This window comes from Kitasatospora purpeofusca, assembly GCF_036010405.1.
Lineage (GTDB): Bacteria > Actinomycetota > Actinomycetes > Streptomycetales > Streptomycetaceae > Kitasatospora > Kitasatospora purpeofusca.
The window spans coordinates 2,066,589-2,090,388 of the sequence record NZ_CP108561.1; the positions used below are offsets into that span (position 1 = coordinate 2,066,589).

A 23,800-nucleotide genomic window follows, 5' to 3' on the forward strand; every position below is an offset into this window, starting at 1 on the left:
TGCAATCCGTTCGCGCGCCGGCAAGCACCGTGCGAGCATCGCCGGATGATCGACGAGGAGCCCGTGGCGGCCGCCGACCTGGTCGGCGCCCGACTGACCGGGGTGACGGCGGCCCGCCACCAGCGGCAGTCCGCCACCGCGCCGCACTTGTCGCACCTGTGGCTCCACCTGGAGCGCCTCGGGCCCGTGCTGTTCCGTACCCCTGGTGAGGGCCTGTCGTTCCGGTCCGACGCGGCGGGTCCAGCCACCACAACCGGCACGACCGCAACCACCACCGATCCGGCGGATCTGCCGCTGACGCGCTTCCTCGGGCAGCCGATCCGGTCGGTGAGCGCGGTCGAGTACCGGGACGGCGGGACCGCCTTCACCGCCGGGCTCGCCCTCGGGTTCGAGGGTGGACGCGTCCGGGTGCTGGGCCTGGACGGCGCCCTGCTGGTCGTCGGTCCCGACGGGCACCTGGGCGGCGTCGAGGCCCGGCTGCACGAGGACACCGCGCTCGCGCGGGTGGTGCGGACCTGCAGCTGCAGCCCCTCGCAGTGGAACGCGTGGACGACCGGGGGCCGGTACCTGTACTTCCGCTACCGGCACGGCGAGGGCAGCGTCGAGCACTTCCCGGGAGGCCCGGACCCGGACGCGTGGGACGAGGAGGGCTCCGGCCTGCTCGCCCGGTGGCACGACGGGAGCCGTCGCGGCGAGATCGCTCTGGCGGACTTCCTCGTCCTGGCCGGCCTCCGCCTCGCGCCGAACTCCGAGGTGCTGGACGGTCGGTGACGGGCGACGACAGCGGGTCGCCCCGGGAGTAGGGTGCGGGCATGCCGGTCGAACGCGCGTCCCTGTTGAGCGGGGACGACCTGTGTGTCGCCGACGTGTCCTGCCAGGACCCGCCGGAAGGGTGGACGGAGTTGCGGCCGGCGCCGGTGTTCGGGCTGGTGATGGTGCGGCGGGGGATGTTCCGGGGGCGGATCGACGGGGTCGACCAGGTCCTGGACCCGGCCTGTGTCTATGTCGAACGGATCGGCAGCGAGCAGCAGTTCGCGCATCCGTGCGGCGGCGACCTCTACACCGAACTGGTGCTCTCCGAGCCGCGCACGGCCGAACTGCTGGGCGGCGACCCGGAGGTGCCGCAGGGGCTGGTGTTCACCACGCCGCGGATGGCGCTGGCGCACCGGATGCTGGTTGTCCGGGCGCGCGGCGGCGCGGACTCGTTCGAACTCGCCGAGCGTGCGGCCACCTTGGCGGGCGAGGTGCTGACGGCACTGGCACCGGCGAGGGTGGAGAGCGGTCGGCCGGTCCGGGACGCGGCGCGCCGTCGACTGGTGGACGCCGCGCGGGCCGCGCTGGCGGCGGACCTCGGACTCGGGCTGGACGAGCTGGGCCGGGCGGTCGGCTGTTCGCCGCACCACCTGAGCCGGATCTTCCGGGCCTGCACCGGCGAGGGGATCGCCCGCTACCGCAACCGGCTGCGGGTCACTCTCGCACTGGAGCGGCTGACCGAGGGTGAGACGCGACTCGCCCTGCTGGCGCAGGAGTTGGGCTTCACCGACCAGGCGCATCTGACCCGGGTGGTGCACCGCGCGGCCGGACTGCCGCCCGGCCGGCTACGGGCCCTGCTGGGCCCTTCCGGGCCCGCGCCCCACCGGGTCCCCGGCGGGGCGACCGCACCGGAGCGCGCGTAGGCTCGGCGGGTGTCCTCGACCCCGGCCTCCGCCCCTCCCCCTTCCCCTCCCCCTCCCCCTCCCCCCGCACCGCTGGCCAGCCTGCACGACCGGGCGGCGCTCGCCGAGCGGTTCGGGCGGGACCCCGAGCTCCACCTCTTCGAACTCGGCGACCTGGACGAGCCGTTCTGGTCCCATACCGCCTGGTACACGACGTCGGCGGACGGTCCGGTGGCGCTGCTGTACGCGGTCGGGGACGTGCCCACCCTGCTCGGCCTCGCCCGGCCCGCGCACGCCGACCGCCTGGCCGGACTGCTGCACGCGATGCGGCCCGTACTGCCGCGCCGACTGCTCGCCCACCTCACCGAGGGCGGAGTGGACGCCCTCACGCCGGACTACCGCGCCGAGCACCGGACGGCGATGCTGCGGATGGCGCTGACCGACCCCTCCGCCCTCGCGCCGCACCTGGGCGGGGCGTCGGACGGGCGCCCCTCCGGCACGGTGGAGCGGCTCGGCGCGGCGGACCTGGCGGAGCTGCGCGCCCTGTTCGCCGCCGGCTACCCGGGCAACTGGTTCGACGAGCGGATGCTCACCACCGGCCCCTACGTCGGGATCCGGGACGCCGGGGGCCGACTGCTCGCGACGGCCGGCGTGCACGTCCACTCCGCCGCCCGACGGGTGGCGGTGATCGGGAACGTCACCACCCACCCGGAGGCCCGGGGGCGGGGGCTCGCGGCGGCCTGCACCGCGCGGCTCTGCGAGGTCCTGGCGGACAGCGTCGACCGCATCGGCCTCAACGTCCGGGCCGACCACCCCACCGCACTCGCCCTCTACCGGCGCCTGGGCTTCACCACCGTCACCGCCTACGAGGAAGCCGTGCTCACAGCCTGCTGACGGACCGCCGGTCGCGGCCCACCGGCGGATCGGCCCACCGGCGGATCGGCTCACCTGTGGCTCACGGGCCGCCCGGCGCATCGGAGGCCTGAGGGCCAGGAGTGCCAGGAACGGGTGTCGACCCCTGGGGCAGCTCGAAGTGGAACAGGCCGCCCGGAGTCCCCGGCTGCCAGCCGCGCTCCCGGGCGTCGCGGACCGCGAGCGCCACACTCGCGGGAGTGGCACCGACGGTCGGCAGACCGAGCCAGTTGCCCGGATGCGCTCCCAGGAGCCGGACGACGAGCACCGAGCCGGGCTCCTCCGCCCGCTCGACGGCAACCGACAGCGGAGACTGTCCGGTCCCCTGGCTGTAGGTGGGCCTGCGCCTGACGACCCACCGGTACGTCACCTGGTCGACCGTGATGAGCCGGGTACCCTTCCTCGGCAATGTCACCGGGCCTCCCACCTGCGTCGTCGGGCTGGGTCGTCGGCCCACTGTCGCAGATGGCCGACGGCTCCGCCCGGCCGGGTGGATCCCGGGGCCGGGCTCCCGGGCGCAGCCCGCTCCGGGCGCGGCCGCCGCGCACGGGAAGTCGGACGGACCGACTTCCCGTGCAGCCGTGCAGCCGTGCAATCCGGATCGGACCGCCCGAGAGCAGGCGACCCCGGTCGTCAGCGGGTGACGGGCCAGGACAGGGTGGCCGTCAGGGCGGTGCGGAGGGCCGGGTCGAGGACGGCGGGGGTGGGGTCGGTGGCGGTGGCGGTCAGGGTGTGGACCCGGTCGCGCGGGCCGGGGAGCGGGACGGTGCGCAGGTCGACCGTCGTCCGGCCGCGCAGCTGCGGCAGGGTGCGGCCGTCCAGGGACCAGCTGAGGGTGGTGCCGGCGACCGGGAGGTCGACGGTGAGGCGGTCGGACCGGGTGAGCGGGGTGCCGGCCGGGGTGGGGCTGGTGAGCGGGACGGCGTGGCGGTAGAACCCGGCGATCATCGCCTCCCGTCCGGGCAGGTTGAACTCCCGTCCGAGCGAGCGCATGATCGAGTTCTCGGTGGGCCGGTACAGGCCCTTCGGGTAGTAGCCGCCACCCTCGTAGCTGCCGACCACGCCCCCGTCGGGCGAGGTCCGGCCGATCCAGCGGTACCACTTGGCGCGGTCGTGGGTGAGCCGGTCGGCGGTGTACATGCTGATGTTGGGTTCGGCCGGTTCGCCCTCCCCGGTCGGGTAGGTGTCGGAGCCGTCGTAGAAGTACTCGTCGGCGAGTTTGCCGAGCGAGTGGCCGGTCTCGTGCACGGCGATCTGCCCGGCCTTCGGGTTGCCGCCCGCGACGGTGGCGATGCCGTCGTAGCCGAGCGGGGAGGCGACGTTGTATCCGGCGCCGCCGTACTTGGCGGTGTTGGCGACGACGAGGACGAGGTCGGCCTGCGGGGCCTTGACGGCGTAGTTCTCGACGGCCTTGGTGTCGACGCACAGCAGGCGTTCGATGTCCTCGCACCAGAAGTAGGAGCCGAGCGCGGTGTTGCGGACGGTGGCGCGGTCCGGGTCGCCGGTGGTGCCGGACTCGGCGGAGACGGTGGCGACGGCCCAGACGTTGAACAGGTTCCGGTAGCCGGCGTAGGGCTCGACGGCGCTGAGCTCCTGCCACTTGGCGGCGGCGTCGGCGTGGAACTTCTCCTGTTCGGCGGCGGTGTAGCCGTCGCCGATGACCACGACGTCGACCTTGCCGGCACTGTCGCCGCTCCGCAGGATCGGGGTGACCTCGCCGTCCCCGGCGGCGGGGGCGAGGCCGGGGCGGTCGCCGGTGAGGTACGGGGAGGCGGCGGGCACGGTGGCCCGTCCGATCGAGCCGTCCTCGGCGAAGACCTCGACCCGGTGCCGGGAGCCATCGGCGGCAGCGGCCGCCGACGGGTTCTCGACAGCGACCGGCGCCGCGACGGCCGCCGGGGCGGTGCCGAGGGCGGCGAGGGCGAGGGCGCCGGTCAGGACGATCGAGCCGAACCTGCGATAAAGCACGGAAGTTGCTCCTCTGCGGGCTGACGGGACGGCGGGTGGGGCCGATGAACCGTCATGCTATGCACCTGACAACCCATCGGCACAGGCCCCGCACATCCCGGACTCCCCCGCCCCCCCCGGCCCCGGACTCCCCCGCTCCTCAGCCCACGTGCACCCGAGGCCGCCGCGACCGGTCCGGCTCCGCCTCCCGCAGCACCTCGCGGGTGACCGGCGCGACCTCCCCCTGCCCGAACAGGAAGAACCGCAGGAACTGCGCGAACGGATTGCCCTCCGTCCACTCGAAGTAGATGTGCGGCTGCTGCCCGGTGCGGTCACGGACGGTGAGCAGCAGCGCGGCCAGCGCGTTGGGGACGCTGGAGCTCTCCAGCGTGAGCACCCGGTAGCGGTCGTGCAGCACCTCGCCGTGCACGGTGAGCACGGCCTCGAACTCCGAGGGGTCCTTGACCGTCACCTCGACGAAGACCAGGTCGTCCTCGATCGGGATGTCGTTGTCCGCCCGGATCTGGCGCTTCTTCTCCTGGTACTCGGCCAGGTCGCGGCTGTTCGGCTCGTTGGCGATCAGTCGCAGCGGCCGGTGGGTGTAGTCGCGCACGAAGCGCTCGGCGGCCTCGTCGAAGACGATGTCGGTGACCCGGAGTTCGAAGGCGCGCTTGAGCCGGGAGGCCAGGGAGACGAGCACGATGGCGGCGATGAAGCAGGCGCCGATCTTCACGCCGTCGGGGCGTTCGGCGATGTTGAGGGCCGTGGTGTAGAGGAAGACGGCCGCGATGATCGCGAAGCCGATGGTCCAGCCGGTCTGGCGGGCGGCGCGGGCGGCGATGGTGACGGCGATCGCGGCGGAGCTGATCAGCACCAGGACGCCGGTGGCGTAGGCGCCGCCCTGGGCGTCCACGCTGGCGTCGAAGAGCCAGGTGACCAGGAAGGCGATCAGGGTGAGCACGATGACCATCGGCCGGACCGCCTTCGCCCAGTGCGGCGCCATGCCGTAGCGGGGGAGGTAGCGGGGCAGCAGGTTGAGCATGCCGGCCATGGCGGAGGCACCGGCGAACCAGAGGATCGCGATGGTGGACAGGTCGTAGATGCTGCCGAAGGTGTTGCCGAGGTACTCGTGGGCCAGGTAGGCGAGCGCGCGTCCGTTGGCCTCGCCGCCCTTCTCGAAGGCTTCCTTCGGGATCAGCAGGGTGGTGATGAAGCTGGTGGCGATCAGGAACACGCTCATGATCAGCGCGGCGGTGGTGAGCAGCTTGCGGGCGCCGCGGATCCGGCCGGTCGGCTTCTCCTCGGTGTCCTCCGGGTCGCCCTCGATGTGCGGCATGACGGCGACGCCGGTCTCGAAGCCGGAGAGGCCGAGGGCGAGCTTGGGGAAGGTCACCAGGGCGACGCCGATCATGGCGACGACGTTGCCGTGCTCCGCGGTCAGCGCGTCCGCCCAGTCGCTCACCACTCCGGGGGAGCTGAAGACGTGGTAGAAGCCGGTGACGACGACGACCACGTTGAGCCCGAGGTAGATCGCGACCAGGACGACGGCCAGCCCGATCGCCTCGCTGAAGCCCTTGAGGAAGACGCCGCCGAGCAGGGCGATCATCACCAGGGTGATGATGACCTGCTTGCCGGTGAGGGCGCTGTGCAGGTGCGGGTTCTCAACCAGGTGGGCGGTGGCGTCGGCGGCCGACAGGGTGATGGTGATCATGAAGTCCGTGGCCGCGAAGCCGAGCAGGGCGAGGACGAACAGCTTGCCCTTCCAGAACGACAGCAGGCGTTCCAGCATCGCGATCGAGCCCTCGCCGTGCGGGCTCTCCCGGGCCACCCGGCGGTAGACGGGCAGGGCGCCGAAGAGGGTGACGACGACGAGGACGACGGTCGCCACCGGGGAGAGCAGGCCGGCCGCGAGGGCCGCGATGCCGGGCTGGTAGCCGAGGGTGGAGAAGTAGTCGAGGCCGGTCAGGCACATCACCCGCCACCAGGGGCGGGCCTGTTCGGCGGGGGCCTGGGCGTGCGGGCCGGGGTGCTGCTTGACCCGGTCGGACAGGCCCTCCAGCAGCCAGGCGCGGAAGCGCTGCCCACGTCCGAAGGAGCCGCTCGTTCCCGAGGAAGCCACCCTGCACCCCTTTGTCCCACGTGCCCGAAGCCGTGCCCGGAACCGTCCCCGGTGCCGCCCGCCGACCTGTGCCGCCGCCGACGGCACGGCGACGACACGCTATGCGACCGGGCCGCTGACCTCCGGGAACGCCTCGGCGGTGTCCCCTCATCGGATCAGTGCCCGGCCGTCGGACCAGCACCCGGCACCCGGCCCCGGCGCGCAGCCGGGAGCCCCGGAACCGACGTGGTTCCGGGGCTCCCGGGCCGGGCAGCGGGGAAGGCGCTCGGCGGACGACGCCCAACGGACGGCACTCAGCGGAAGGTACGGAGCCGGAGGCTGTTGCCGACCACGAAGACCGAGGAGAAGGCCATCGCCGCGCCCGCGATCATCGGGTTGAGCAGTCCGGCGGCGGCCAGCGGCAGCGCGGCGACGTTGTAGCCGAAGGCCCAGAAGAGGTTGCCCTTGATGGTGCCCAGCGTCCTGCGGGAGAGGCGGATGGCGTCGGCGGCCGAGCGCAGGTCGCCGCGGACCAGGGTCAGGTCGCTCGCCTCGATGGCGGCGTCCGTCCCGGTGCCCATGGCGAGGCCGAGGTCGGCCCGGGCCAGCGCCGCGGCGTCGTTGACACCGTCGCCGACCATCGCCACCACCCGGCCCTCGGCCTGCAGCCGCTCGACCACCGCGACCTTGTCCTCGGGCAGCACCTCGGCGATCACGTCCTGTGCCGGGATGCCGACCTCGGCGGCGACGGCTTCGGCGACGGTGCGGTTGTCGCCGGTGAGCAGGACGGGGCGCAGGCCGAGGGCGCGCAGTTCGGCGACGGCCCGGGCGCTGGTGGGTCGGACGGCGTCGGCGATCTCCAGGACGGCGCGGGCGGCGCCGTCCCAGCCGACCGCGACGGCGGTCCGTCCGGCGGCCTCGGCGGCCCGCTTGGCCCCGGCGAGTTCCGCCGGCAGGGGCTGCGCCCGCTCGGCGAGCAGGGCCTCGCGTCCGGCGACGACGGCGTGGCCGTCCACGACACCCCGGACGCCGAGGCCGGGGACGTTCTCGAAGTTCTCGACGGGGGGCAGGGTGCCGAGGCGTTCGGCGGCGGCGGTGGCGATGGCGGCGGCGACGGGGTGTTCGGAGGCGTGTTCGAGGGCGCCGGCGAGGCGCAGGGCCTCGTCCTCGGTGGTGCCCCCGGTGGTGCGGACGGCGAGCAGGGTCATCCGGCCGGTGGTGACGGTGCCGGTCTTGTCGAGGACGACGGTGTCGACCCGGCGGGTGTTCTCCAGGACCTCGGGGCCCTTGATGAGGATGCCGAGCTGGGCACCGCGGCCGGTGCCGACCATCAGGGCCGTCGGGGTGGCCAGGCCGAGCGCGCACGGGCAGGCGATGATCAGCACCGCCACCGCCGCGGTGAAGGCGGCCGTCCAGCCCTCCCCGGTGGCGAGCCAGTAGCCGAGGGTGGCGAGGGCCAGGGCGATCACGATCGGTACGAAGACGGCGGAGATCCGGTCGGCGAGGCGCTGGGCGGCGGCCTTGCCGTTCTGGGCGTCCTCGACGAGCTGTGCCATCCGGGCGAGCCGGGTGTCGGCGCCGACCCGGGCGGCCTCCACCACGAGCCGGCCGCCCGCGTTGACGGTGGCGCCGGTGACGGTGTCGCCGACGGCCACCTCGACCGGGACGGACTCGCCGGTCAGCATCGAGGCGTCCACGGCCGAGGCGCCCTCGACCACCACACCGTCGGTCGCGATCTTCTCCCCGGGACGGACCACGAACCGGTCGCCGACGGTCAGCGCGCCGATCGGGACGCGTACCTCGGTGCCGTCGCGCAGGACGGCGACGTCCTTGGCGCCGAGGTCCAGCAGGGCGTGCAGCGCGGCCCCGGCGCGGCGCTTGGAGCGGGCCTCGAACCAGCGGCCGGCCAGGATGAAGGCGGTGACCCCGGCGGCGGCCTCCAGGTAGATGCTGGACGAGCCGTCGCCCCGGGCGACGGTGAACTCGAAGCCGTGCCGCATGCCGGGCATGCCCGCGTGGCCGAGGAACAGCGCCCACAGGGACCAGAGGAACGCGGCGCCGGTGCCGAGCGAGACCAGGGTGTCCATGGTCGCGGCGCCGTGCTTGAGGTTGGTCCAGGCGGCCCGGTGGAACGGCCAGGCGGCGTAGGTGACGACGGGCGCGGCGAGGGTGAGCGAGAGCCACTGCCAGTTGTCGAACTGGAGGGCGGGCACCATCGCCATCGCGACGACGGGGACTGCCAGGACGACCGCGGTGATCAGCCGCTGCCGCAGCGGGGCGAGGTCGTCGGCGGACTCCGCGGGCTCTGCGGACCCACTCACCCCGGTGGTCCCGGCGGTCCTGTCGGCGTCGACGGCGGCCGGCCGGGGCGGGGCGGCGGTGTAGCCGGTGGCCTCGACGGTGGCGACGAGGTCGGCCACGCTCAGGTCGGGCCCGAACTCGACCCTGGCCTTCTCGGTGGCGTAGTTGACGGTGGCGGTGACCCCGTCCATCCGGTTGAGCTTCTTCTCGATCCGGGCGGCGCACGAGGCGCAGGTCATGCCGCCGATCCGGAGTTCCACCTCGGTGGAGGGGGGTGCCTGGGTGGTCATCTGGGCTCCTCGTGCTCGTTGTCGATCGGATCCGGGTCCGGGGTCCGATACCCCAGGGGGGTTCGAACCCCCGGACCCGGTGGGCGGTCAGGCCCGCTGGGCGGGAACGCGGTCGGCCTCGGCCTCGGCAACGGCGGTGTCGGCCTCGACCTCGCCGGCCACGGCGACATCGACGGCCTCGGTGCCGGTCGAGCAGGTGCCTTCGGTGGAGCAGCAGGACATGGGATTCCTCCGGTGATCTCGGCGGCAGTTCTCGATACCCCCCATGGGTATCCCTGCCCGATGAGCTCATTTATACCCCCAGGGGGTATTCAGAGCAAGCACGGATGCCCGGAGCGCGGACGCGACAGGGCCCCGCACCCGGAGCCGCTCCCCCGGTGCGGGGCCCTGCCACCTGCGCGGTCGCGGCCGCGCGGCGGATCAGCCGAAGTAACCCAGCGCGCCCACCGCGCACAGGCCGCCGGCGCCCATGAAGACCGGCATCAGCACCTTGAGCTCCACCCAGCTGCCGGCCCGGAACCGCATCCCCTTCGGCGGGCCGATCGGGTACCAGCGCTTGCGGCCGATCGGGATCGGCCACAGCACCGGGCAGCCGGAGACGGTGAGCGCGTCGCCCAGGCAGTGCACCAGCGCGCCGAGGGTGATCGGCAGACCGATCCACAGGTACTCCTGCCCGGGCTGGTCGAACAGCCAGAGCGCGCCGTTGCCCGGCTTGTCCAGGACGTCCGTCAGCATCCAGGCGCCGGCCGCGCCGAGCAGCCAGACCAGGACGTCACTGGAGACCCGGGCCTGGCGCCAGAGCAGTCCCTCGATCGCCAGCACCATGTGCACGAAGAGCACCCCGAGCACGCCCCACCGGCCGCCGTAGACGGCGACGGCCGAGGCGCCCGCGCCGCACAGCGCCGCCCAGACCCACGTGTGGGTCAGCGTCCGGTGGCCGCCGGTGCGACGCGGGTCCCGCTTGCCGCGGGTCGCCTTGTAGACGGCGTAGGAGAGGCTGTCGATCACCTCGCAGAGGATCCGCGAGACCGGGCCGAACGCCCGGGATATCGTGGCCGCCTTGTGGTCGAGGTCCGGCGCCAGCGCCGCGCCCGCACAGATCAGCGTCCCCGCGAGCAGTACCGGCCAGGGCATCGGTTCGCCCATGCCCGCCGCGATCGCTCCCGCGCCCAGCCACGCCGCTGCGCCGGACAGTGAATGCGCCGGTCCCATCATCTTTTCGGCTCCCGCCCTCGTCCCGACCGCCCGTCGCGAGGGCTTCGCGAGGGCCTGACGGGGCGGCAGCATATCCGCCCAAGATCGGAAACACCCGGAGCCGCTCCTTCACCCGAACGGCGGCAGCGGTTCACCGTTCCGGATCATGCCACCGGACACGGACGGCGACGACCCCTCACCTGTCGGAGCGAAGGAGCCGCCCGGGCGGGTCGCGGCGGCCGGATCCGGGAGTGGCCCAGGGAAACCATGCCGGACCGGCCCTTCCGAGCGGTCCGGCAGGCCCCTAGGCTCGGCCGGGTGACCACTACAGCTGCCACTACCGACGCCAACGCCAATGCCAACACCGGCTCCGGTGCCGCCGCCGACTCCGCCGGTGCCGCGACCAGCACCGTGGACTTCTACTTCGACCCGATCTGCCCGTTCGCCTGGATCACCTCCCGCTGGATCCTGGAGGTGGAGAAGCACCGGGACCTCGACCTGACGTTCCGGGTGATGAGCCTGTCCGTGCTCAACGAGGGCCGCGAGGGCCTGCCCGAGCGCTACCAGCGGCTGCTCACCACCGGCTGGGGCCCCGTCCGGGTCTGCGTCGCCGCCGCCGAGCAGTACGGCGTCGGGGTGCTGCGCGACCTCTACACCGCGCTCGGCACCCGGCTGCACGTCGAGGACCGGGAGGTCGACGACAAGCTCCTGCGCGAGGCGCTGGCCGAGGCCGGCCTGCCGGAGGAGCTCGCCGGGGCCGCGCACGGCACCGAGTGGGACGAGGCGCTGCGCCGCAGCCACCACGCGGGCATGGACCCGGTCGGCGAGGAGGTCGGCACCCCGACCATCCACGTCGACGGCACCGCGTTCTTCGGGCCGGTGCTGAACGCGATCCCGCGCGGCGAGGAGGCCGTCCAGGTCTTCGACGGCGTCCGGCTGCTCGCCGGGCACAAGGCGTTCTTCGAGCTCAAGCGCACCCGGACGGGGTCGCTCGACTTCGGCTGAGGATCCGGGGACGGGCAGGGCGGTCACCGGCCCGACGGGGTGGTCGTACCCGTCGGGCCGGTGGCCGCCTTACCCGTTCGGCCCAGCTCCGATCGTGGCGGCGGCCCGCAGTTCGCAGACTCGGACGCGGGGGACCGAAGAACGGGGCGGGTCGAACCGGAAGAGGCATCCTCATGAACAACGGGCTTCGCCGCACGCTCGCGGCCGCCGCAGTGGTTTCCCTCGGTCTCGCGCTGTCCTCGTGCGGCAGCGCCAAGGAATCCTCCGGAGGCGGCTCGTCCGGCTCCGCGAGCGGGTCCGCCGGCGGCGGCAGCACGGTCGGCGCGGTCCGGATCGGGCTGCTGCTGCCCGAGACCAAGACCACCCGCTACGAGCAGTTCGACCGGCCGCTGATCGAGCAGAAGATCAAGGAGCTGGCACCGCAGGCGCAGATCGACTACTACAACGCGAACGAGAACGCCACGACCCAGCAGACCCAGGTCGACACCGCGCTCACCAAGGGCGACAAGGTGCTGATCCTGGACGCCGTGGACGCGAAGTCGATCCAGTCCTCCGTCCAGAAGGCGCACGACGCGGGCGTCAAGGTGATCGCCTACGACCGCCTGGCGCAGGGGCCGGTCGACTCCTACGTCTCCTTCGACAACAAGAAGGTCGGCCAGCTCCAGGGCGAGGCCCTGGTCGCCGCGGTCGGCGACAAGGCCGGCTCCGGGTCGATCATCATGATCAACGGCTCGCCCACCGACCCCAACGCGGCCGACTTCAAGGCCGGCGCGCACAGCGCGATCGACGGCAAGCTGAAGATCGGCAAGGAGTACGACACCCCCAACTGGGACCCGAACAACGCCAACCAGGAGGCCTCCGCCGCGATCACCGCGATCGGCGGGCCCAATGTGGTCGGCGTCTACTCGGCCAACGACGGCATGGCCGCCGGCATCGCCACCGCCCTCAAGGCGGCCGGCCTGAGCGTGCCGCTCACCGGCCAGGACGCCCAGCTGGACGGCGTGCAGCGGATCCTGGCGGGCACCCAGACGATGTCGATCTACAAGCCGTTCAAGCCGGAGACCGACATCGCGGCACAGATGGCGGTGACCTTCGCCCAGGGCAAGCCGCTGGACCCCGCGCTGGTGCCGGTCACGGTCACCAACGGCAGCGGCAACCAGGTCCCGGCCAACCTGATCACCCCGATCGTGCTGACCAAGGACAACATCAAGACCACCGTGGTGGCCGACGGCCTCTACACCGTGGCCCAGATCTGCACCCCGGACTACGCGGACGCCTGCAAGGCCGCGGGCCTCCAGTAGCCGTGCCCGTCAACCCGGTCGAGGGAGTTGGTCACCGTGACGGGTGAGACCGTCCTGGCCCTGCGCGGGGTCTCCAAGCGGTTCGGCGCCGTCCAGGCGCTCACCGACATCGAGCTGGAGGTCCGCGCCGGTGAAGTGCTCGCCCTGGTCGGCGACAACGGCGCCGGCAAGTCCACCCTGGTGAAGTCCATCGCCGGGGTGCACCAGCCGGACGAGGGCACGATCGAGTGGGAGGGACGCCCGGTCAGCGTCCACCGGCCGCAGGACGCCCAGCAGTTGGGCATCGCCACGGTCTACCAGGACCTGGCGCTCTGCGACAACCTCGATGTCGTCGGCAACCTCTTCCTCGGCCGGGAGATCCGGCGCTTCGCCGTCCTCGACGAGGTCGCGATGGAGAAGCGGTCCCGCTCGCTGCTGGACACCCTCTCCATCCGCATCCCCAGCGTGCGGATCCCGGTCGCCTCGCTGTCCGGCGGTCAGCGCCAGGTGGTGGCGATCGCCCGCGCGCTGGTCGGCTCGCCGAAGGTCGTGATGCTCGACGAGCCGACCGCCGCCCTCGGCGTGGAGCAGACCGCCCAGGTGCTCGACCTGGTCGAGCGGCTCCGCGACCAGGGCCTCGGCGTCATCCTGATCAGCCACAACATGGCCGACGTGATGGCCGTCGCGGACACCGTCGCGGTGCTGCGGCTCGGCCGCAACAACGGCGTCTTCGACAAGCGCCGGACCAGCCAGGAAGAGATCATCTCGGCCATCACCGGCGCCACGGACAACGCGGTGACCCGCCGGGAGGCCCGCGGTACGGAGGGCTCCCCATGACCGAGCAGACCCCCGGCGGCGACCAGCACCGCCATGTCCCGCTCCCCGAGGACAGCATGCCCAAGGGGGGTGTCAACGCCCCCGTGCCGGTCGCCGCCGAGGCCACCCCGGCCGTCGACCCGCGGCTGATCGTGCGCCAGGAGGGCGTCAAGGGCTACTTCGGCGAGTTCCGCCGCCGTATCACCAGCGGCGAACTGGGCTCGCTCCCGGTGGTGCTGGCGCTGATCGTGATCTGGGCCGTCTTCGGCAGCCTGAACAGCTCCTTCCTGTCCGCCCAGAACCTCTCCAACCTGTCGCAGCAGATCGTCGGCACCGGCATGATCGCGATCGGCGTGGTGTTCGTGCTGCTGCTCGGCGAGATCGACCTCTCGGTCGGCTCGGTCAGCGGCCTGTGCGCGGCGATCTTCGCCGTGCTGAACGTCACCCACGGCGTCAACCAGTGGGTGGCCCTGCTCTCCGCCCTCGTCGGGGGCGCCGTGGTCGGCCTGATCCAGGGCGTGTTCTTCGCCAAGGTCGGCGTGCCGGCCTTCGTCGTCACCCTGGCCGGCAACCTCGGCTGGAACGGCCTGATGCTCCAGGTGCTGGGCGCCAACGGCACCGTCAACCTGTCCGGCAAGGACATCGTCTCCCGGCTCTACAGCACCATCTACAGCTCACAGGCCGCCGCGTACGGGGTGGCCGTGATCGGCGTGCTGCTCTTCCTCGGCGCCTCGGTGCTGGACGCCCGGCGGCGCCAGGCCGCCGGGGTTCCGTCCCGTCCCGTGCTGGACATCGCGCTGCGCACCGCGGCGATCGCGGTGGTCGCCTTCCTGGCCGCCTACACGCTCAACCAGTACAAGGGCCTGCCGCTGGCCCTGCTGATCTTCCTGGTCTTCATCGTGGTGCTGGACTTCGTACTGCGGCGCACCACCTACGGCCGGCAGGTGTTCGCGCTCGGCGGCAACATCGAGGGCGCCCGGCGGGCCGGTATCAACGTGTCGTGGATCCGGATCAGCGTGTTCACCATCTGCTCCACCATGGCGGCCGTCGGCGGCCTGTTCCTGGCCGCGCAGATCCAGTCGGCCAGCCAGACCTCCGGCAGCGGCAACCTGCTGATGAACGCCATCGCGGCCGGCGTCATCGGCGGCACCAGCCTGTTCGGCGGACGCGGCTCGACCTGGTCGGCGCTGCTCGGTGCGCTGGTGATCGGCTCGATCCAGTCCGGGATGAACATCCAGGGCCTGAGCAACGCCATCCAGTTCATGATCACCGGTGCGGTGCTGCTCGCGGCCGTGGTCGTCGACTCCCTCGCCCGCCGCACCCAGCGGGCGGCCGGCCGCGCCTGAGCGGCGGGCTCCCCGGCCGGGCCCCGTCACGTGGCGGGGCCCGGCCGCCGCATGTCGGGGCCCGGCCGGGTCGGTCAGCCCAGCCGCTGGCCGTAGACGTGGTCGACGGCGAGCACCATCAGGACCCTCCGGTCGGTGACCATCACAGCCCGGTACTCGTCCCAGTCCGGGTGCTCGCCGGCCGCCCGGCGGTAGTAGTCGACCAGGGCCTCCACCTCGGGGCCCTTCGGGTCGCTCCCCGGACCGATCAGGGTGACGGTCCCCTCGGCGGTCGCCCAGGCCCGGCCGTCGGCCCGGGTCACCTCCAGGGCGGCGCGCGGGTCGCGGCGCAGATTGGCCGTCTTCGCGCGGCCCTCGGTCACCGAGACGTACAGCCGCTCGGCGGCGCGGTCGTAGAAGGGCATGACCGGCGACAGCTGGGGCCGGCCGTCGGACTTGATGGTGGCCAGCACACCGAGGCGGGCGGCTTCGAGCAGGGCGCGGGGATCGAAGGTCGTCATGGGGCCATCGTGCACCTTCACACTGGTGTGAAGGTCAAGTGCCGCACCCGGATCAGCGTTCCAGATGGGCCAGGACGGCGAGCACCCGGCGGTTGTCGTCGGCCGAGGACTCGATCCGCAGCTTGGCGAAGATGCTCGCGGTGTGCTTGGCCACCGCGCTCTCGCTGATGTGCAGGGCGCGCGTGATCGCCGCGTTGGAGCGGCCCTCCGCCATCAGCCGCAGCACCTCGTGCTCGCGCGGCGTCAGCTCGGCGGTGCTGCCCCGGGCGTCGCCGCGCGCCAGCAGCTTCGCGATCACCTGCGGGTCCATCACCGTGCCGCCGCCCGCGACCGTCCGCACCGCGTCCACGAACTGCTCGGTGCGGGTGACCCGGTCCTTGAGCAGATAGCCGATCGCACCCTGGCCGTCGGCCAGCAGCTCCCGCGCGTACAGCCGGTCCACGTACTGGGAGAGGACCAGCACCGGCAGGCCCGGGCGGGCGCCGCGCGCCTCCAGCGCGGCCCGCAGCCCCTCGTCGGTGAAGGACGGCGGCAGCCGGACGTCCACCACCGCGACGTCCGGCTCCTGCTCGTGCAGCGCGCGCCGCAGGTCGGGGCCGTTGTCGACGGCCGCGACCACCTCGAAGCCGTGCTCCCGCAGCGTCCTGATCAGCCCGTCCCGGAGCAGGAAGAGGTCTTCGGCGAGGACGACGCGCACGGTATCTCCAGGGTCACGGTGGTCGGGCCGCCCGGCGGGCTGTGCAGGGCGAGGGTTCCGTCGACGGTACTCAGCCGGCGCGCCACCCCGCGCAGTCCGCTGCCCCCGCCGGGGTCCGCTCCGCCCCGGCCGTCGTCCGCGACGGTGGCGGTCAGGGTCCCGTCGGCGTGCGCCAGCCGGATCGTCACCTCCCGGCCGCCGCCGTGCTTGGACGCGTTGGCGAGCAGCTCGGCGACGGCGAAGTAGGCCGCCGCCTCCACCGGCGCCGGGAAGCGCCCCGGCAGTTCGACGGTGACGTGCGTGTCAAGGAAGCAGTCCAGCGCGAGGGAGCGGACGGCGTCGCCGAGGCCCCGGTCGGTGAGGATCGGCGGGTGGATGCCGTGCACGAGGTCCCGGAGGTCCTGGAGGGCCCGCGCCGAGCTCGCCCGCACCTCCCGCAGCAGGTCGCGGGCGGCGGCCGGGTCGGAGTCCAGCAGCCTGGTCGCGGCGTCCAGGGTCATGCCGAGGGCGACCAGCCGGGCCTGCGCGCCGTCGTGCAGATCGCGTTCTATCCGCCGCAGTTCGGACGCCTGCGCGTCCAGCGCCTCGGCCCGGGTGTCGGTAAGGTGCTCGACCCGGCGCACCAGTTCGGTGGTGTACGGCGCGGCGAGCGCCCGCCGGGTCCACCTGGCGTGCAGCCCGAGCACCGCGGGCGCCAGCCGCAGCCCGCCCGCGACGAACAGCAGACCGAGCACGGCGGCGGCCAGCATCGAGGGGGTGGAGTCGACGGGCACGAAGGCGTACCAGTTGTCGGGTCCGAGCAGGCGCCACACGAAGGGCTGGACCAGGGCGCCGAACAGTCCGAAGCCGGCCAGCGTCGGCGGGACGGAGACCAGCAGCCCGCCCACCCACGGCTCCAGCCAGGACCAGCGGACGTCCTGCCAGAAGCCCTCGTCGGCGAGGACCGCGCCCGCCCGCTGTCGGCCCTCCCCCTCCGGCAGCGGGTCGGGCGGGCTGATCCGGGTGCCGGTCCAGCGGGTCGCCCAGGAGCGGTAGCGGTCCGACAGCCGGCGCAGGCGCGCGGCCGCGCCCGGCAGCAGCGACCGGCCGACACCGACCGGGAGCAGCAGCAGCGCTCCCACCACGAGGGCGCCGAGCGCGGTCACGGCGAAGGCGCAGAGGGAGAGCAGCTGGCAGCGGAGCAGCGCCCGCACCGTGCTGTCCGCTCCCCCGCCCGCCTGCCCCCGCACCGCCGTGCCCGCCCGTCGTTCCGTCACCTCAGCGCGCCCCGTGCGGCGCCGCCGGGATCCTACCCGGCGCGGCCGACGGCTCCCGGTCGTCCTCCGGCCGGGCGCCCCACCGGGCCCGCAGTACCCACGGCACGGCCGCCAGCAGGGCGGCTCCGCCGAGCAGCACCATCGGCAGCACCGTGCCGTCCTCCTCGTCCATCGTCAGCAGCATCCCGAGGTTGACCAGGGTGTGGAAGCCCCCGGCGAGCAGCAGCCGGTGGGTCCGCACGCCCTCCAGGGCGAGTCCGAGCACCACCGACATCGCGACCGTGCCCAGCAGGAACCCGACTGCGTAAGCGGGGCGTTGGGCGAACACCTGGACGTGCCAGCCGCCCCAGAGCAGCCCCACCGCGACGGGGGCGGCGAGCGGCCCGAACCGGGTGCGCAGCAGCGGTTGCAGCCAGCACCGCCAGCCGATCTCCTCGCCGCAGGCGCCGATCAGCTGGGCGAGCACTATCAGCGCGAACGGGTGGGCCAGGGAGCGGGGATCGGTCAGCCGCGCGTCCCCGTCGCCGTCGAGCAGCGCGTAGGTACCGGCGGCGAGGGCGATGATCAGCGGCGCGGTGAGCAGCAGCGGGAGGCCGGTGCGGCGGCCGGGTCCCGCCCAGGCGGTGTCGCGCCGCGCGCGGAGTGCCCCGGCCAGCCGGGCGCGGATCCGCCCCGGCCACAGCAGGGCCACCGCCAGCACCCCTGCGGCGGGCCCGAACTGGGTCAGCTGCAGCACCTCGGTCGGCACCCCGGTGGCGGGCTGCACCGCACCCAGCGCGCCGGCCCCGAGGAGGGCGACGGCGAGGAACACCCCCGCCTCGGCCTTCCACGGCACTTTCCGGTCCTGCCCGGGCTGTTCCTGTCGGGTTCGGGTCCTCATGTCGTCCGCCTCCGGTCCGCTCGTTCGCGTGCTTCCGTCGACGACGACTCTTCCGGGGCACGGGCGGCCGGACATTGCGTCCAACTGCCCGGTGGGGGTGTATCCAGGTACACCCCCACCCGGTCAGGACTGCTTCTGCTGCTGCCGGGGCGGTTCCGGATCGGGCTCCCCCTGATCCGGATCACGGATCGCGGGAATCAGACGGACACCGGCGGTCCGGCGCCCGGACGGGAAACCTCGTTGCGGCCGGGCCGTGCGGGCGGGTAGCGTCCTGCGACTTGTCGCACTCGGGCGCGTCCGAACCCGGTTCATGGAGAAGATTTGTCGATTCGCATCACTGCTCTGACCGATCCTGACCACGGCAGCCACAGCCGACGGCTGGTGTGGCTGGCGGCGGACGGGGAGGGAAACCCGGTCGGGACGGCCTCGTTGCGGCTGTTCACCGACCCGGGGCAGGCGCACCTGGCCGAACTGGCCGTGCGGGTGCACCCGGCGGAGCGGCGCCGGGGGGTCGGGGCCCGACTGGTGGACGCAGCGGTGCAGGCGGCCGGCGCCGACGGGCGGCGGGCCGTGGTGGTGGCGGTCGACAGTGGGGCGCCGGGCGAGGAGTTCCTCTCGGCGCACGGGTTCCGGCGGGCGCTGACACTGCTTCACTCCCGGCTCGACCTGGCCGAGTCGGGCAAGGCCGCGACATCCGGGGCAGCGGAGCACCCCTACCGGCTGGTGGCCTGGGACGGCACCGTCCCCGACGGGCTCGCCGCCCCGTACGCCGCCGCCCGCCGCGCGATGGACGACATGCCGATGGGCGAGGTCGACCACGGCACGGTGAGCTGGGACGTCGACCGGCTCCGGGCGGTGGCCCGGGTGGTCGAGGAGCGCGGCGAACACCTGCACACGGTGGCGGCGGTGGCCGTGTCCGACGGCTCGATGGTCGGCTTCACCGAACTGGTGGTCCCGGCCGACGGCACCGGCGACGGCCAGCACTACGGCACCGCCGTCCTGCCCGCCCACCGCGGCCACGGCCTCGCCCGGCGGATGAAGGCCGAGGCGATCGCCCTGAGCCGCCGCCGGTACCCGGCCCTCGGCGGCCTGCTGACCGACACCGCCGAGGACAACACCGCGATGCGGAGGGTCAACGAGGCCCTCGGGTACCGGCCGACCCACGAGACCTACCAGTACCAGCGGGTGCTGTAGCCCGCCTGCCGGATCGGGGTGCGAGGTCAGAGGTCGAGGAGTTCGACGGTGACGGTGGCGGTGTCACCGGCGTCGAGGTCCTCGGCCTTGCGGACGGCGCGTTTGACCGGGAGCACGTAGTGGCCGTCGGCGGCCGGGAAGATCGAGGTCTGCCAGGTGCTGGCGCCGATCGTGACCCGCACCCGTTGCGAGCCGAACCCGCGTCGCGGCCCGGCGGCGGTGAGGTCGTGGATCTCCTCTGAGGGCTCGACGGGCAGCCTGACGAAGGTCCAGTTGTCGGAGCGCCGGGCTTCCCAGATCCAGAGCTCTGCCTGGAATTCGAACTTCATCGGACAAGCCTTTCACGTGTCACATCGGCAACGAGTGCAACCGGAGGGCGCCTTCGGGCCACCGCGCACCGTCGTGCAGCGGGAACCACATCGTGCGCAGCGGCATCACCGCCGGGCCGGTGGGCTGTTCGACCTCGACCGGGCCCGCCAGTGGCTGCCAGCCGAGGCGGGCGTAGAGCTCGGCCTTGTCCGGGCGGCAGAACAGGACGGCGAGGCGCGGCCCGAGGGTGCGGGCGTGGGCGAGGGCGCCGTCCACCACCGTCCGGGCGAGGCCGTGCCCGCGCAGGTCGGCGGCGACGGCGACGCCGCCGAGCCCGACGAGTTCGGTCGGGCTCCCGTCGATCGACACCGGCAGGACCACCAGCCCGGCGTGGGCGACGAGCCGGCCGTCCGGCTCGCTGCGGATGCCGAAGTGGAGGTCCTTGGGCCGCCAGACCATCCCGTGCTCGGCGACCTGGAAGGGGTCCGGCCCGTCGCCGAGGATCTCGGTGTGGGTGTACTCCTCCAGCGGGACGACCGTGCTGAATATGCTGATCTGATCATCACTCATTCCCGCATCATGCCAAGCTCCGCGCCTGCGGCAGAGCCTGCGCGATCCCGAGGAGGAAGCGTGAACACTCTCCCGAACGGGCCCGGACCGGACGGCGCCGGACCGGGGCACTTGCCTGAACCGCCGGGTCCGCCGGTACCGCTGGTGCGGGTCGACGGGCGGTGGCTGCTGGGCGACCACCGGAACCGGGCGCACCTGGAGTTCACCCCCGACGGCATCGTCCCGCACGCGGACGGGCGGGCGGACGAGGTCGTGCCGTGGGCCCGCTTCATGAGCCTCGGCCTCTCCGTCACGACCCACCGGTGGATGGGGTCCCGCCGGACGGCCCTGCTGTCGCTCGGACAGATGGCCCCGCTCGGGCTGACCGGTCCGCACCTGACGGCGACGGTCCGGCACCCGTACACCTACTGGACCGGCCGGTTCAGCCACCACCGGGGCCTGCAGTACGCGCCAAGGGCGCTGGTGGTCCTGGGCGTACTGCTCGGCGTCACCGTCGACGCCGGGGAGGCCGCTCTGCTCGGCGACCGCGCGTGGATGGACGAGGCCGTCCCGGCGGTCCTCGCGCTGCGGCGGGAGGACGAGGCCCGGACGGCCGTCACCAAGCTGGTGGCGGGCGCCCGGGCGACCCGGGGGCTGCGCGAGCCGTGACGGCCGCCCGGGGTGGCGGGACCGGGCGTCAGCGGACGACGTCGAAGACCTGCTTCTGGAGGCCGTTGGCGTAGGCGGCGTACTCGACCAGCTTCAGCTTCTGGGTGTCCTTGTCGGTCTCGCTGAAGAGGCGCTTGCCGGCGCCGAGCAGCAGCGGGAAGACCAGCAGGTGGTAGCGGTCGATCAGGCCGGCGTCGGAGAGCGCCCGGTTGAGGGACGCGCTGCCGTGGACGATGATCGGGCCGCCCTCGGTCTCCTTCAGGGCCGCGACCTCGTCGAGCGAGCGCAGGATGGCGGTCTCGCCCCAGTTCGGCACCAGGTCCTCCTCGGCGAGGGTGGTGGAGACCACGTACTTCGGCAGGGTCCTGTAGCGGGCGAAGTCCGCCATGTCCGGCCAGACGGGGCTGAAGGCCTCGTAGCTGACCCGGCCCAGCAGCATCGCCGTGGCCTCCTCCTGCTCCCGACCCTTGATCTCGAAGGCTTCGGGGAGGAACTCGATGTCCTTGAAGGTCCAGCCCGCGTTGCGGTAACCGGACTCGCCGCCCGGGGCCTCGACGACGCCGTCGAGGGAGACGAAGGCGGTGCTGATCAGCGTGCGCATGATGGTTCCTCGGTGTGCTTGTGCGGGCGAGCGGGGTGTCGAGCGGGTGTCCGGGGGGAGTTGCGCGGAGGGAGTCGTCCGGGGGCGGGTCAGGCGAGGAGGCCGGTCAGCCACTGCTGCCAGGCGGCCTCGGCGCCGTCGGTGTCCGGCCCGAAGAGGTGGTGGAACATCAGCACCAGGCCGGCGCTGTGGTGGAAGCCGTACAGGCCGTCGCCGGTGCGGATCGCGAAGCGCTCGTCGTCCGCCCACACCACCTCGCCGTCCAGCGGCGGCAGTCCCGTCGGACGCGCCGCCACCCGGGTGCCGGTGGTGGGCGGGGACGGCAGCGCGAGCGCGCCCGCCAGCGCGCCCCGGAGCTCCGCCGCCGGGCGGCCGGGCACCGGCGCGACACCGAAGACGGGCGCTCCGGTACGGCCCCGGAAGTGGGTGAGGTACTCGACGAGCGTGTGGAGGTGGAACGGCCAGCCGCGCCGCAGCGCGTCGTACTCGTCCTCCCAGTCGTCGCCCAGCAGGCCGCTGTGGACGACGCGCAGCACGGTGGCGGAGCCCTCCCGGCCCTCGACGAGGTACTCGAAAGCCATGAAGCGGCCGTTCTCGGCGGTGGCGGTCCGGGTGGCCAGGCGCTTGCCGGGCTCGTAGGCGGTGATCAGCGCGTCCTCGCGGTGGCCGCCGATCTCCATCGCGGCGGTGCCGCCCTCGCGCGGGTCCAGCTCGTTGCGGCCCATGAACCAGGAGTCGATGCCCGGTCCGGTGGCGATCGCCGCCCAGACCTCGTCCGGGCTCGCCGGCAGCACCGTCTCCAGCTCGATCTCGAACGGGTGGGTCATCGTGCGTTCTCCTGTCCGGGCCCGGCGGCGGGGGCGTCGTCGGGGGTGTCGTCGGGGGCGGAATCGGTATCGGGGGCCACGGGAGTCGCGGGGGCGGCGGGGATCTGGTGCAGGCCGACCACCACCCGGTGACTGCGCCCGCCGGGGGCGGACTCGTCGTGGTAGCGGGCGACCAGGGTGGCGACCGCCTCGGCGAGTCCGTCGGCGAAGGCCGTGCGGTCCGCCGCCGAGGCGAACCGCACCTCGGCGTCGATGCCGAAGCTGGCGACCCGCCGCTGTGCCCTGGCGGCTCCGGTCAGCAGGGTGCCGACCTCCTGCACCAGCCGGGAGCCGAGGGCCAGCAGCCAGCGGGCGGACAGCTGGTCCGGCGCGCGGGCCGGGTCCGGACTCACGGCGGCCAGGACGGCGGGCGAGATCACGTAGGAGGCGGCGGTGGCCCGGTACACCCGTTCGGTGACGTTGCCCTTACGCCGTTCCTCGGCGAGTTCGACCAGGCCGTGCCGCTCCAGCTCCTTCAGGTGGTAGTTGACCTTCTGCCGCGCCAGCCCCAGGCGGGCGGCCAGTGCGGCGGCCGAGCCCGGTTCGGCGAGGGCGGCGAGGATGCGACGCCGGATCGGGTCCAGCGACACCTCGGCCGCGGCGGGATCTTCGATCACTGCGACGTCCAACATGCTTCAAGGGTCGTACCGACAAGAAAAATTGTCAAGGAAAGATTTATTGTCGGTGCGGCGCGGGACGGCGCGGGGAAGCGGGAACGGCAACGGCCGGCGGCAGGGGAGGTGCCGCCGGCCGTTGGATCCGGGGTGGAACGGGGTGGGACGGGGTGGAACGGGGTGCGCCCCGGGATGCGCCCGGGGTGACGCGATCAGGAGGCGGGCGGGGTCCAGTCGGCGGGCAGGCCGGACTGGGCGAGCACCTCGGCCAGGCTGTAGTGGTCCTGGTCCGAGGCGATCCGGCCGTGGCCGTCGAGGTCGAGCAGGGTCGTCATCGGCACCGCGAAGGCTTCGGGTGCCGCCTTCAGTCGACCGGCGTAGACGGCGTCGACGGTGATCCGGCTGCCGTCGCGGTGCGTGGCGCGCACGGTGACGTGGATGCCGTCGATCAGCCGGTCGGCGCGGGCCTTCCAGCCCGAGATCTCCTCCCGGCCGTGGAAGACGACGCCCAGGCCCAGGTCGGTGTAGACGCCGCGGGCGGTGAACAGGGCGCCGAGCGCCCGGGGGTCGGTGCCGTTCCAGGCGCGGACCCAGTCGGCGACGATCCTCGGCGGGCACGGCGCGGTGTGCGACGAGGTGTGCGATGCGGTGGCTGCGGAGGCGGAGGCGGCGGCGGTGACCACGGGGACACCGGAGAGAGCGGCTGCGGCGATCAGCGGGATCGCGGCACGGGTGACACGGGTGACACGGGACATCGTGGGCTCCTCGGGAAGTGACGGTTCGAACGGGAGTGGGTCGGCTGCGGTCGGCGTCGCTGACGC

At 73.4% G+C, this 23,800-nt stretch carries 25 protein-coding genes; 9 read left to right on the top strand and 16 right to left on the bottom strand.

Features of this window, described 5'->3' with window-relative positions:
• Positions 1–45: 45 nt before the first annotated feature.
• The 3 genes from OG715_RS08910 to OG715_RS08920 are packed head-to-tail and all read left to right on the top strand — an operon-like array spanning position 46 to position 2,549.
• Positions 46–771: a hypothetical protein gene (locus tag OG715_RS08910; protein ID WP_266275754.1), complete on the top strand. Its 726-nt coding sequence runs from the start codon at positions 46–48 to the stop codon at positions 769–771.
• Positions 772–812: 41 nt separating this feature from the next.
• A complete protein-coding gene (locus OG715_RS08915; RefSeq protein WP_266275752.1) occupies positions 813–1,676 on the top strand; it encodes a helix-turn-helix domain-containing protein in 864 nt (287 codons plus the stop codon).
• Positions 1,677–1,685: 9 nt separating this feature from the next.
• A complete protein-coding gene (locus OG715_RS08920; RefSeq protein ID WP_266275750.1) occupies positions 1,686–2,549 on the top strand; it encodes a GNAT family N-acetyltransferase in 864 nt (287 codons plus the stop codon).
• 61 nt (positions 2,550–2,610) lie between these two features.
• Here OG715_RS08920 and OG715_RS08925 read toward each other — a convergent pair whose 3' ends face one another.
• The 6 genes from OG715_RS08925 to OG715_RS08950 form a co-directional block, all read right to left on the bottom strand.
• Entirely contained in the window at positions 2,611–2,937 is a 327-nt protein-coding gene (locus tag OG715_RS08925; protein WP_266275748.1) for a hypothetical protein, read from the bottom strand.
• Between the two features lie 263 nt (positions 2,938–3,200).
• Positions 3,201–4,535, bottom strand: coding sequence for a M64 family metallopeptidase (locus tag OG715_RS08930; RefSeq protein WP_266275746.1), 1,335 nt, complete (start codon positions 4,533–4,535; stop codon positions 3,201–3,203).
• A 139-nt stretch (positions 4,536–4,674) separates the two neighbouring features.
• Positions 4,675–6,633 carry an APC family permease gene (locus OG715_RS08935; protein ID WP_266275744.1) on the bottom strand — a complete coding sequence of 653 codons (1,959 nt, stop codon included), beginning with the start codon at positions 6,631–6,633 and terminating at the stop codon, positions 4,675–4,677.
• A gap of 293 nt (positions 6,634–6,926) precedes the next feature.
• Positions 6,927–9,203, bottom strand: coding sequence for a heavy metal translocating P-type ATPase (locus OG715_RS08940; protein WP_266275742.1), 2,277 nt, complete (start codon positions 9,201–9,203; stop codon positions 6,927–6,929).
• A gap of 87 nt (positions 9,204–9,290) precedes the next feature.
• A complete protein-coding gene (locus OG715_RS08945; protein ID WP_266275741.1) occupies positions 9,291–9,425 on the bottom strand; it encodes a hypothetical protein in 135 nt (44 codons plus the stop codon).
• Positions 9,426–9,623: 198 nt separating this feature from the next.
• Positions 9,624–10,418, bottom strand: a complete 795-nt coding sequence (locus tag OG715_RS08950) for a metal-dependent hydrolase (protein WP_266275740.1) — start codon at positions 10,416–10,418, stop codon at positions 9,624–9,626.
• 390 nt (positions 10,419–10,808) lie between these two features.
• On the opposite strand from OG715_RS08950, the gene OG715_RS08955 reads away from it, so the two are divergent.
• The 4 genes from OG715_RS08955 to OG715_RS08970 all read left to right on the top strand — a co-directional run bounded on the left by OG715_RS08955 (position 10,809) and on the right by OG715_RS08970 (position 14,844).
• Entirely contained in the window at positions 10,809–11,402 is a 594-nt protein-coding gene (locus OG715_RS08955; protein ID WP_266277376.1) for a mycothiol-dependent nitroreductase Rv2466c family protein, read from the top strand.
• A 173-nt stretch (positions 11,403–11,575) separates the two neighbouring features.
• On the top strand, positions 11,576–12,703 hold the full coding sequence (locus tag OG715_RS08960) for a sugar ABC transporter substrate-binding protein (RefSeq protein WP_266275739.1): 1,128 nt from the start codon (positions 11,576–11,578) through the stop codon (positions 12,701–12,703).
• A 36-nt stretch (positions 12,704–12,739) separates the two neighbouring features.
• Positions 12,740–13,519, top strand: a complete 780-nt coding sequence (locus tag OG715_RS08965) for an ATP-binding cassette domain-containing protein (protein WP_266275738.1) — start codon at positions 12,740–12,742, stop codon at positions 13,517–13,519.
• Positions 13,520–13,575: 56 nt separating this feature from the next.
• Complete coding sequence (locus OG715_RS08970) at positions 13,576–14,844, top strand: sugar ABC transporter permease (protein WP_266277375.1); 1,269 nt, start codon at positions 13,576–13,578, stop codon at positions 14,842–14,844.
• Between the two features lie 74 nt (positions 14,845–14,918).
• Here the strand turns inward: OG715_RS08970 and OG715_RS08975 are convergent, their stop codons facing one another.
• From OG715_RS08975 to OG715_RS08990, 4 genes are read right to left on the bottom strand one after another with little or no spacing between them, the layout of a single operon-like run.
• Positions 14,919–15,344: a PPOX class F420-dependent oxidoreductase gene (locus tag OG715_RS08975; RefSeq protein ID WP_266275737.1), complete on the bottom strand. Its 426-nt coding sequence runs from the start codon at positions 15,342–15,344 to the stop codon at positions 14,919–14,921.
• Positions 15,345–15,396: 52 nt separating this feature from the next.
• Positions 15,397–16,041, bottom strand: coding sequence for a response regulator transcription factor (locus OG715_RS08980; RefSeq protein ID WP_266275736.1), 645 nt, complete (start codon positions 16,039–16,041; stop codon positions 15,397–15,399).
• Entirely contained in the window at positions 15,993–17,297 is a 1,305-nt protein-coding gene (locus OG715_RS08985) for a sensor histidine kinase (RefSeq protein WP_266275735.1), read from the bottom strand. The genes OG715_RS08980 and OG715_RS08985 overlap by 49 nt, the downstream gene beginning before the upstream one ends.
• Before the next feature lies 1 nt (position 17,298).
• On the bottom strand, positions 17,299–18,177 hold the full coding sequence (locus tag OG715_RS08990; protein ID WP_266275734.1) for a CPBP family intramembrane glutamic endopeptidase: 879 nt from the start codon (positions 18,175–18,177) through the stop codon (positions 17,299–17,301).
• Between the two features lie 321 nt (positions 18,178–18,498).
• Here OG715_RS08990 and OG715_RS08995 point away from each other — a divergent pair, with 321 nt between their 5' ends.
• Positions 18,499–19,371 (top strand): GNAT family N-acetyltransferase, encoded by an 873-nt coding sequence (locus OG715_RS08995; protein ID WP_266275733.1) that lies wholly within the window; start codon positions 18,499–18,501, stop codon positions 19,369–19,371.
• Between the two features lie 26 nt (positions 19,372–19,397).
• Here OG715_RS08995 and OG715_RS09000 read toward each other — a convergent pair whose 3' ends face one another.
• On the bottom strand, positions 19,398–19,700 hold the full coding sequence (locus OG715_RS09000; RefSeq protein ID WP_266275732.1) for a DUF1905 domain-containing protein: 303 nt from the start codon (positions 19,698–19,700) through the stop codon (positions 19,398–19,400).
• Positions 19,701–19,719: 19 nt separating this feature from the next.
• The gene (locus OG715_RS09005) at positions 19,720–20,250 is read right to left on the bottom strand and encodes a GNAT family N-acetyltransferase (RefSeq protein WP_266275731.1); all 531 of its coding nucleotides are present in this window, start codon (positions 20,248–20,250) and stop codon (positions 19,720–19,722) included.
• A 60-nt stretch (positions 20,251–20,310) separates the two neighbouring features.
• Here OG715_RS09005 and OG715_RS09010 point away from each other — a divergent pair, with 60 nt between their 5' ends.
• Complete coding sequence (locus OG715_RS09010; RefSeq protein WP_266275730.1) at positions 20,311–20,898, top strand: hypothetical protein; 588 nt, start codon at positions 20,311–20,313, stop codon at positions 20,896–20,898.
• 28 nt (positions 20,899–20,926) lie between these two features.
• Here the strand turns inward: OG715_RS09010 and OG715_RS09015 are convergent, their stop codons facing one another.
• The 4 genes from OG715_RS09015 to OG715_RS09030 form a co-directional block, all read right to left on the bottom strand.
• Positions 20,927–21,499, bottom strand: a complete 573-nt coding sequence (locus tag OG715_RS09015; protein WP_266275729.1) for a dihydrofolate reductase family protein — start codon at positions 21,497–21,499, stop codon at positions 20,927–20,929.
• An 89-nt stretch (positions 21,500–21,588) separates the two neighbouring features.
• A complete protein-coding gene (locus OG715_RS09020) occupies positions 21,589–22,326 on the bottom strand; it encodes an SRPBCC family protein (RefSeq protein ID WP_266275728.1) in 738 nt (245 codons plus the stop codon).
• Positions 22,323–22,997: an ArsR/SmtB family transcription factor gene (locus tag OG715_RS09025; RefSeq protein ID WP_266275727.1), complete on the bottom strand. Its 675-nt coding sequence runs from the start codon at positions 22,995–22,997 to the stop codon at positions 22,323–22,325. The genes OG715_RS09020 and OG715_RS09025 overlap by 4 nt, the downstream gene beginning before the upstream one ends.
• A 194-nt stretch (positions 22,998–23,191) precedes the next feature.
• Positions 23,192–23,734 carry a nuclear transport factor 2 family protein gene (locus OG715_RS09030; protein WP_266275726.1) on the bottom strand — a complete coding sequence of 181 codons (543 nt, stop codon included), beginning with the start codon at positions 23,732–23,734 and terminating at the stop codon, positions 23,192–23,194.
• Positions 23,735–23,800 lie beyond the last annotated feature (66 nt).

Coding starts and splice junctions, on each gene's coding strand:
- OG715_RS08910 (WP_266275754.1), top strand. CDS start 46: ATGATCGACGAGGAGCCCGTGGCGGCCGCCGACCTGGTCGGCGCCCGA.
- OG715_RS08915 (WP_266275752.1), top strand. CDS start 813: ATGCCGGTCGAACGCGCGTCCCTGTTGAGCGGGGACGACCTGTGTGTC.
- OG715_RS08940 (WP_266275742.1), bottom strand. CDS start 9,203: ATGACCACCCAGGCACCCCCCTCCACCGAGGTGGAACTCCGGATCGGC.
- OG715_RS08945 (WP_266275741.1), bottom strand. CDS start 9,425: ATGTCCTGCTGCTCCACCGAAGGCACCTGCTCGACCGGCACCGAGGCC.
- OG715_RS08950 (WP_266275740.1), bottom strand. CDS start 10,418: ATGATGGGACCGGCGCATTCACTGTCCGGCGCAGCGGCGTGGCTGGGC.
- OG715_RS08960 (WP_266275739.1), top strand. CDS start 11,576: ATGAACAACGGGCTTCGCCGCACGCTCGCGGCCGCCGCAGTGGTTTCC.
- OG715_RS08970 (WP_266277375.1), top strand. CDS start 13,576: ATGCCCAAGGGGGGTGTCAACGCCCCCGTGCCGGTCGCCGCCGAGGCC.
- OG715_RS08975 (WP_266275737.1), bottom strand. CDS start 15,344: ATGACGACCTTCGATCCCCGCGCCCTGCTCGAAGCCGCCCGCCTCGGT.
- OG715_RS08990 (WP_266275734.1), bottom strand. CDS start 18,177: ATGAGGACCCGAACCCGACAGGAACAGCCCGGGCAGGACCGGAAAGTG.
- OG715_RS09000 (WP_266275732.1), bottom strand. CDS start 19,700: ATGAAGTTCGAATTCCAGGCAGAGCTCTGGATCTGGGAAGCCCGGCGC.
- OG715_RS09005 (WP_266275731.1), bottom strand. CDS start 20,250: ATGAGTGATGATCAGATCAGCATATTCAGCACGGTCGTCCCGCTGGAG.
- OG715_RS09015 (WP_266275729.1), bottom strand. CDS start 21,499: ATGCGCACGCTGATCAGCACCGCCTTCGTCTCCCTCGACGGCGTCGTC.
- OG715_RS09020 (WP_266275728.1), bottom strand. CDS start 22,326: ATGACCCACCCGTTCGAGATCGAGCTGGAGACGGTGCTGCCGGCGAGC.
- OG715_RS09025 (WP_266275727.1), bottom strand. CDS start 22,997: ATGTTGGACGTCGCAGTGATCGAAGATCCCGCCGCGGCCGAGGTGTCG.
- OG715_RS09030 (WP_266275726.1), bottom strand. CDS start 23,734: ATGTCCCGTGTCACCCGTGTCACCCGTGCCGCGATCCCGCTGATCGCC.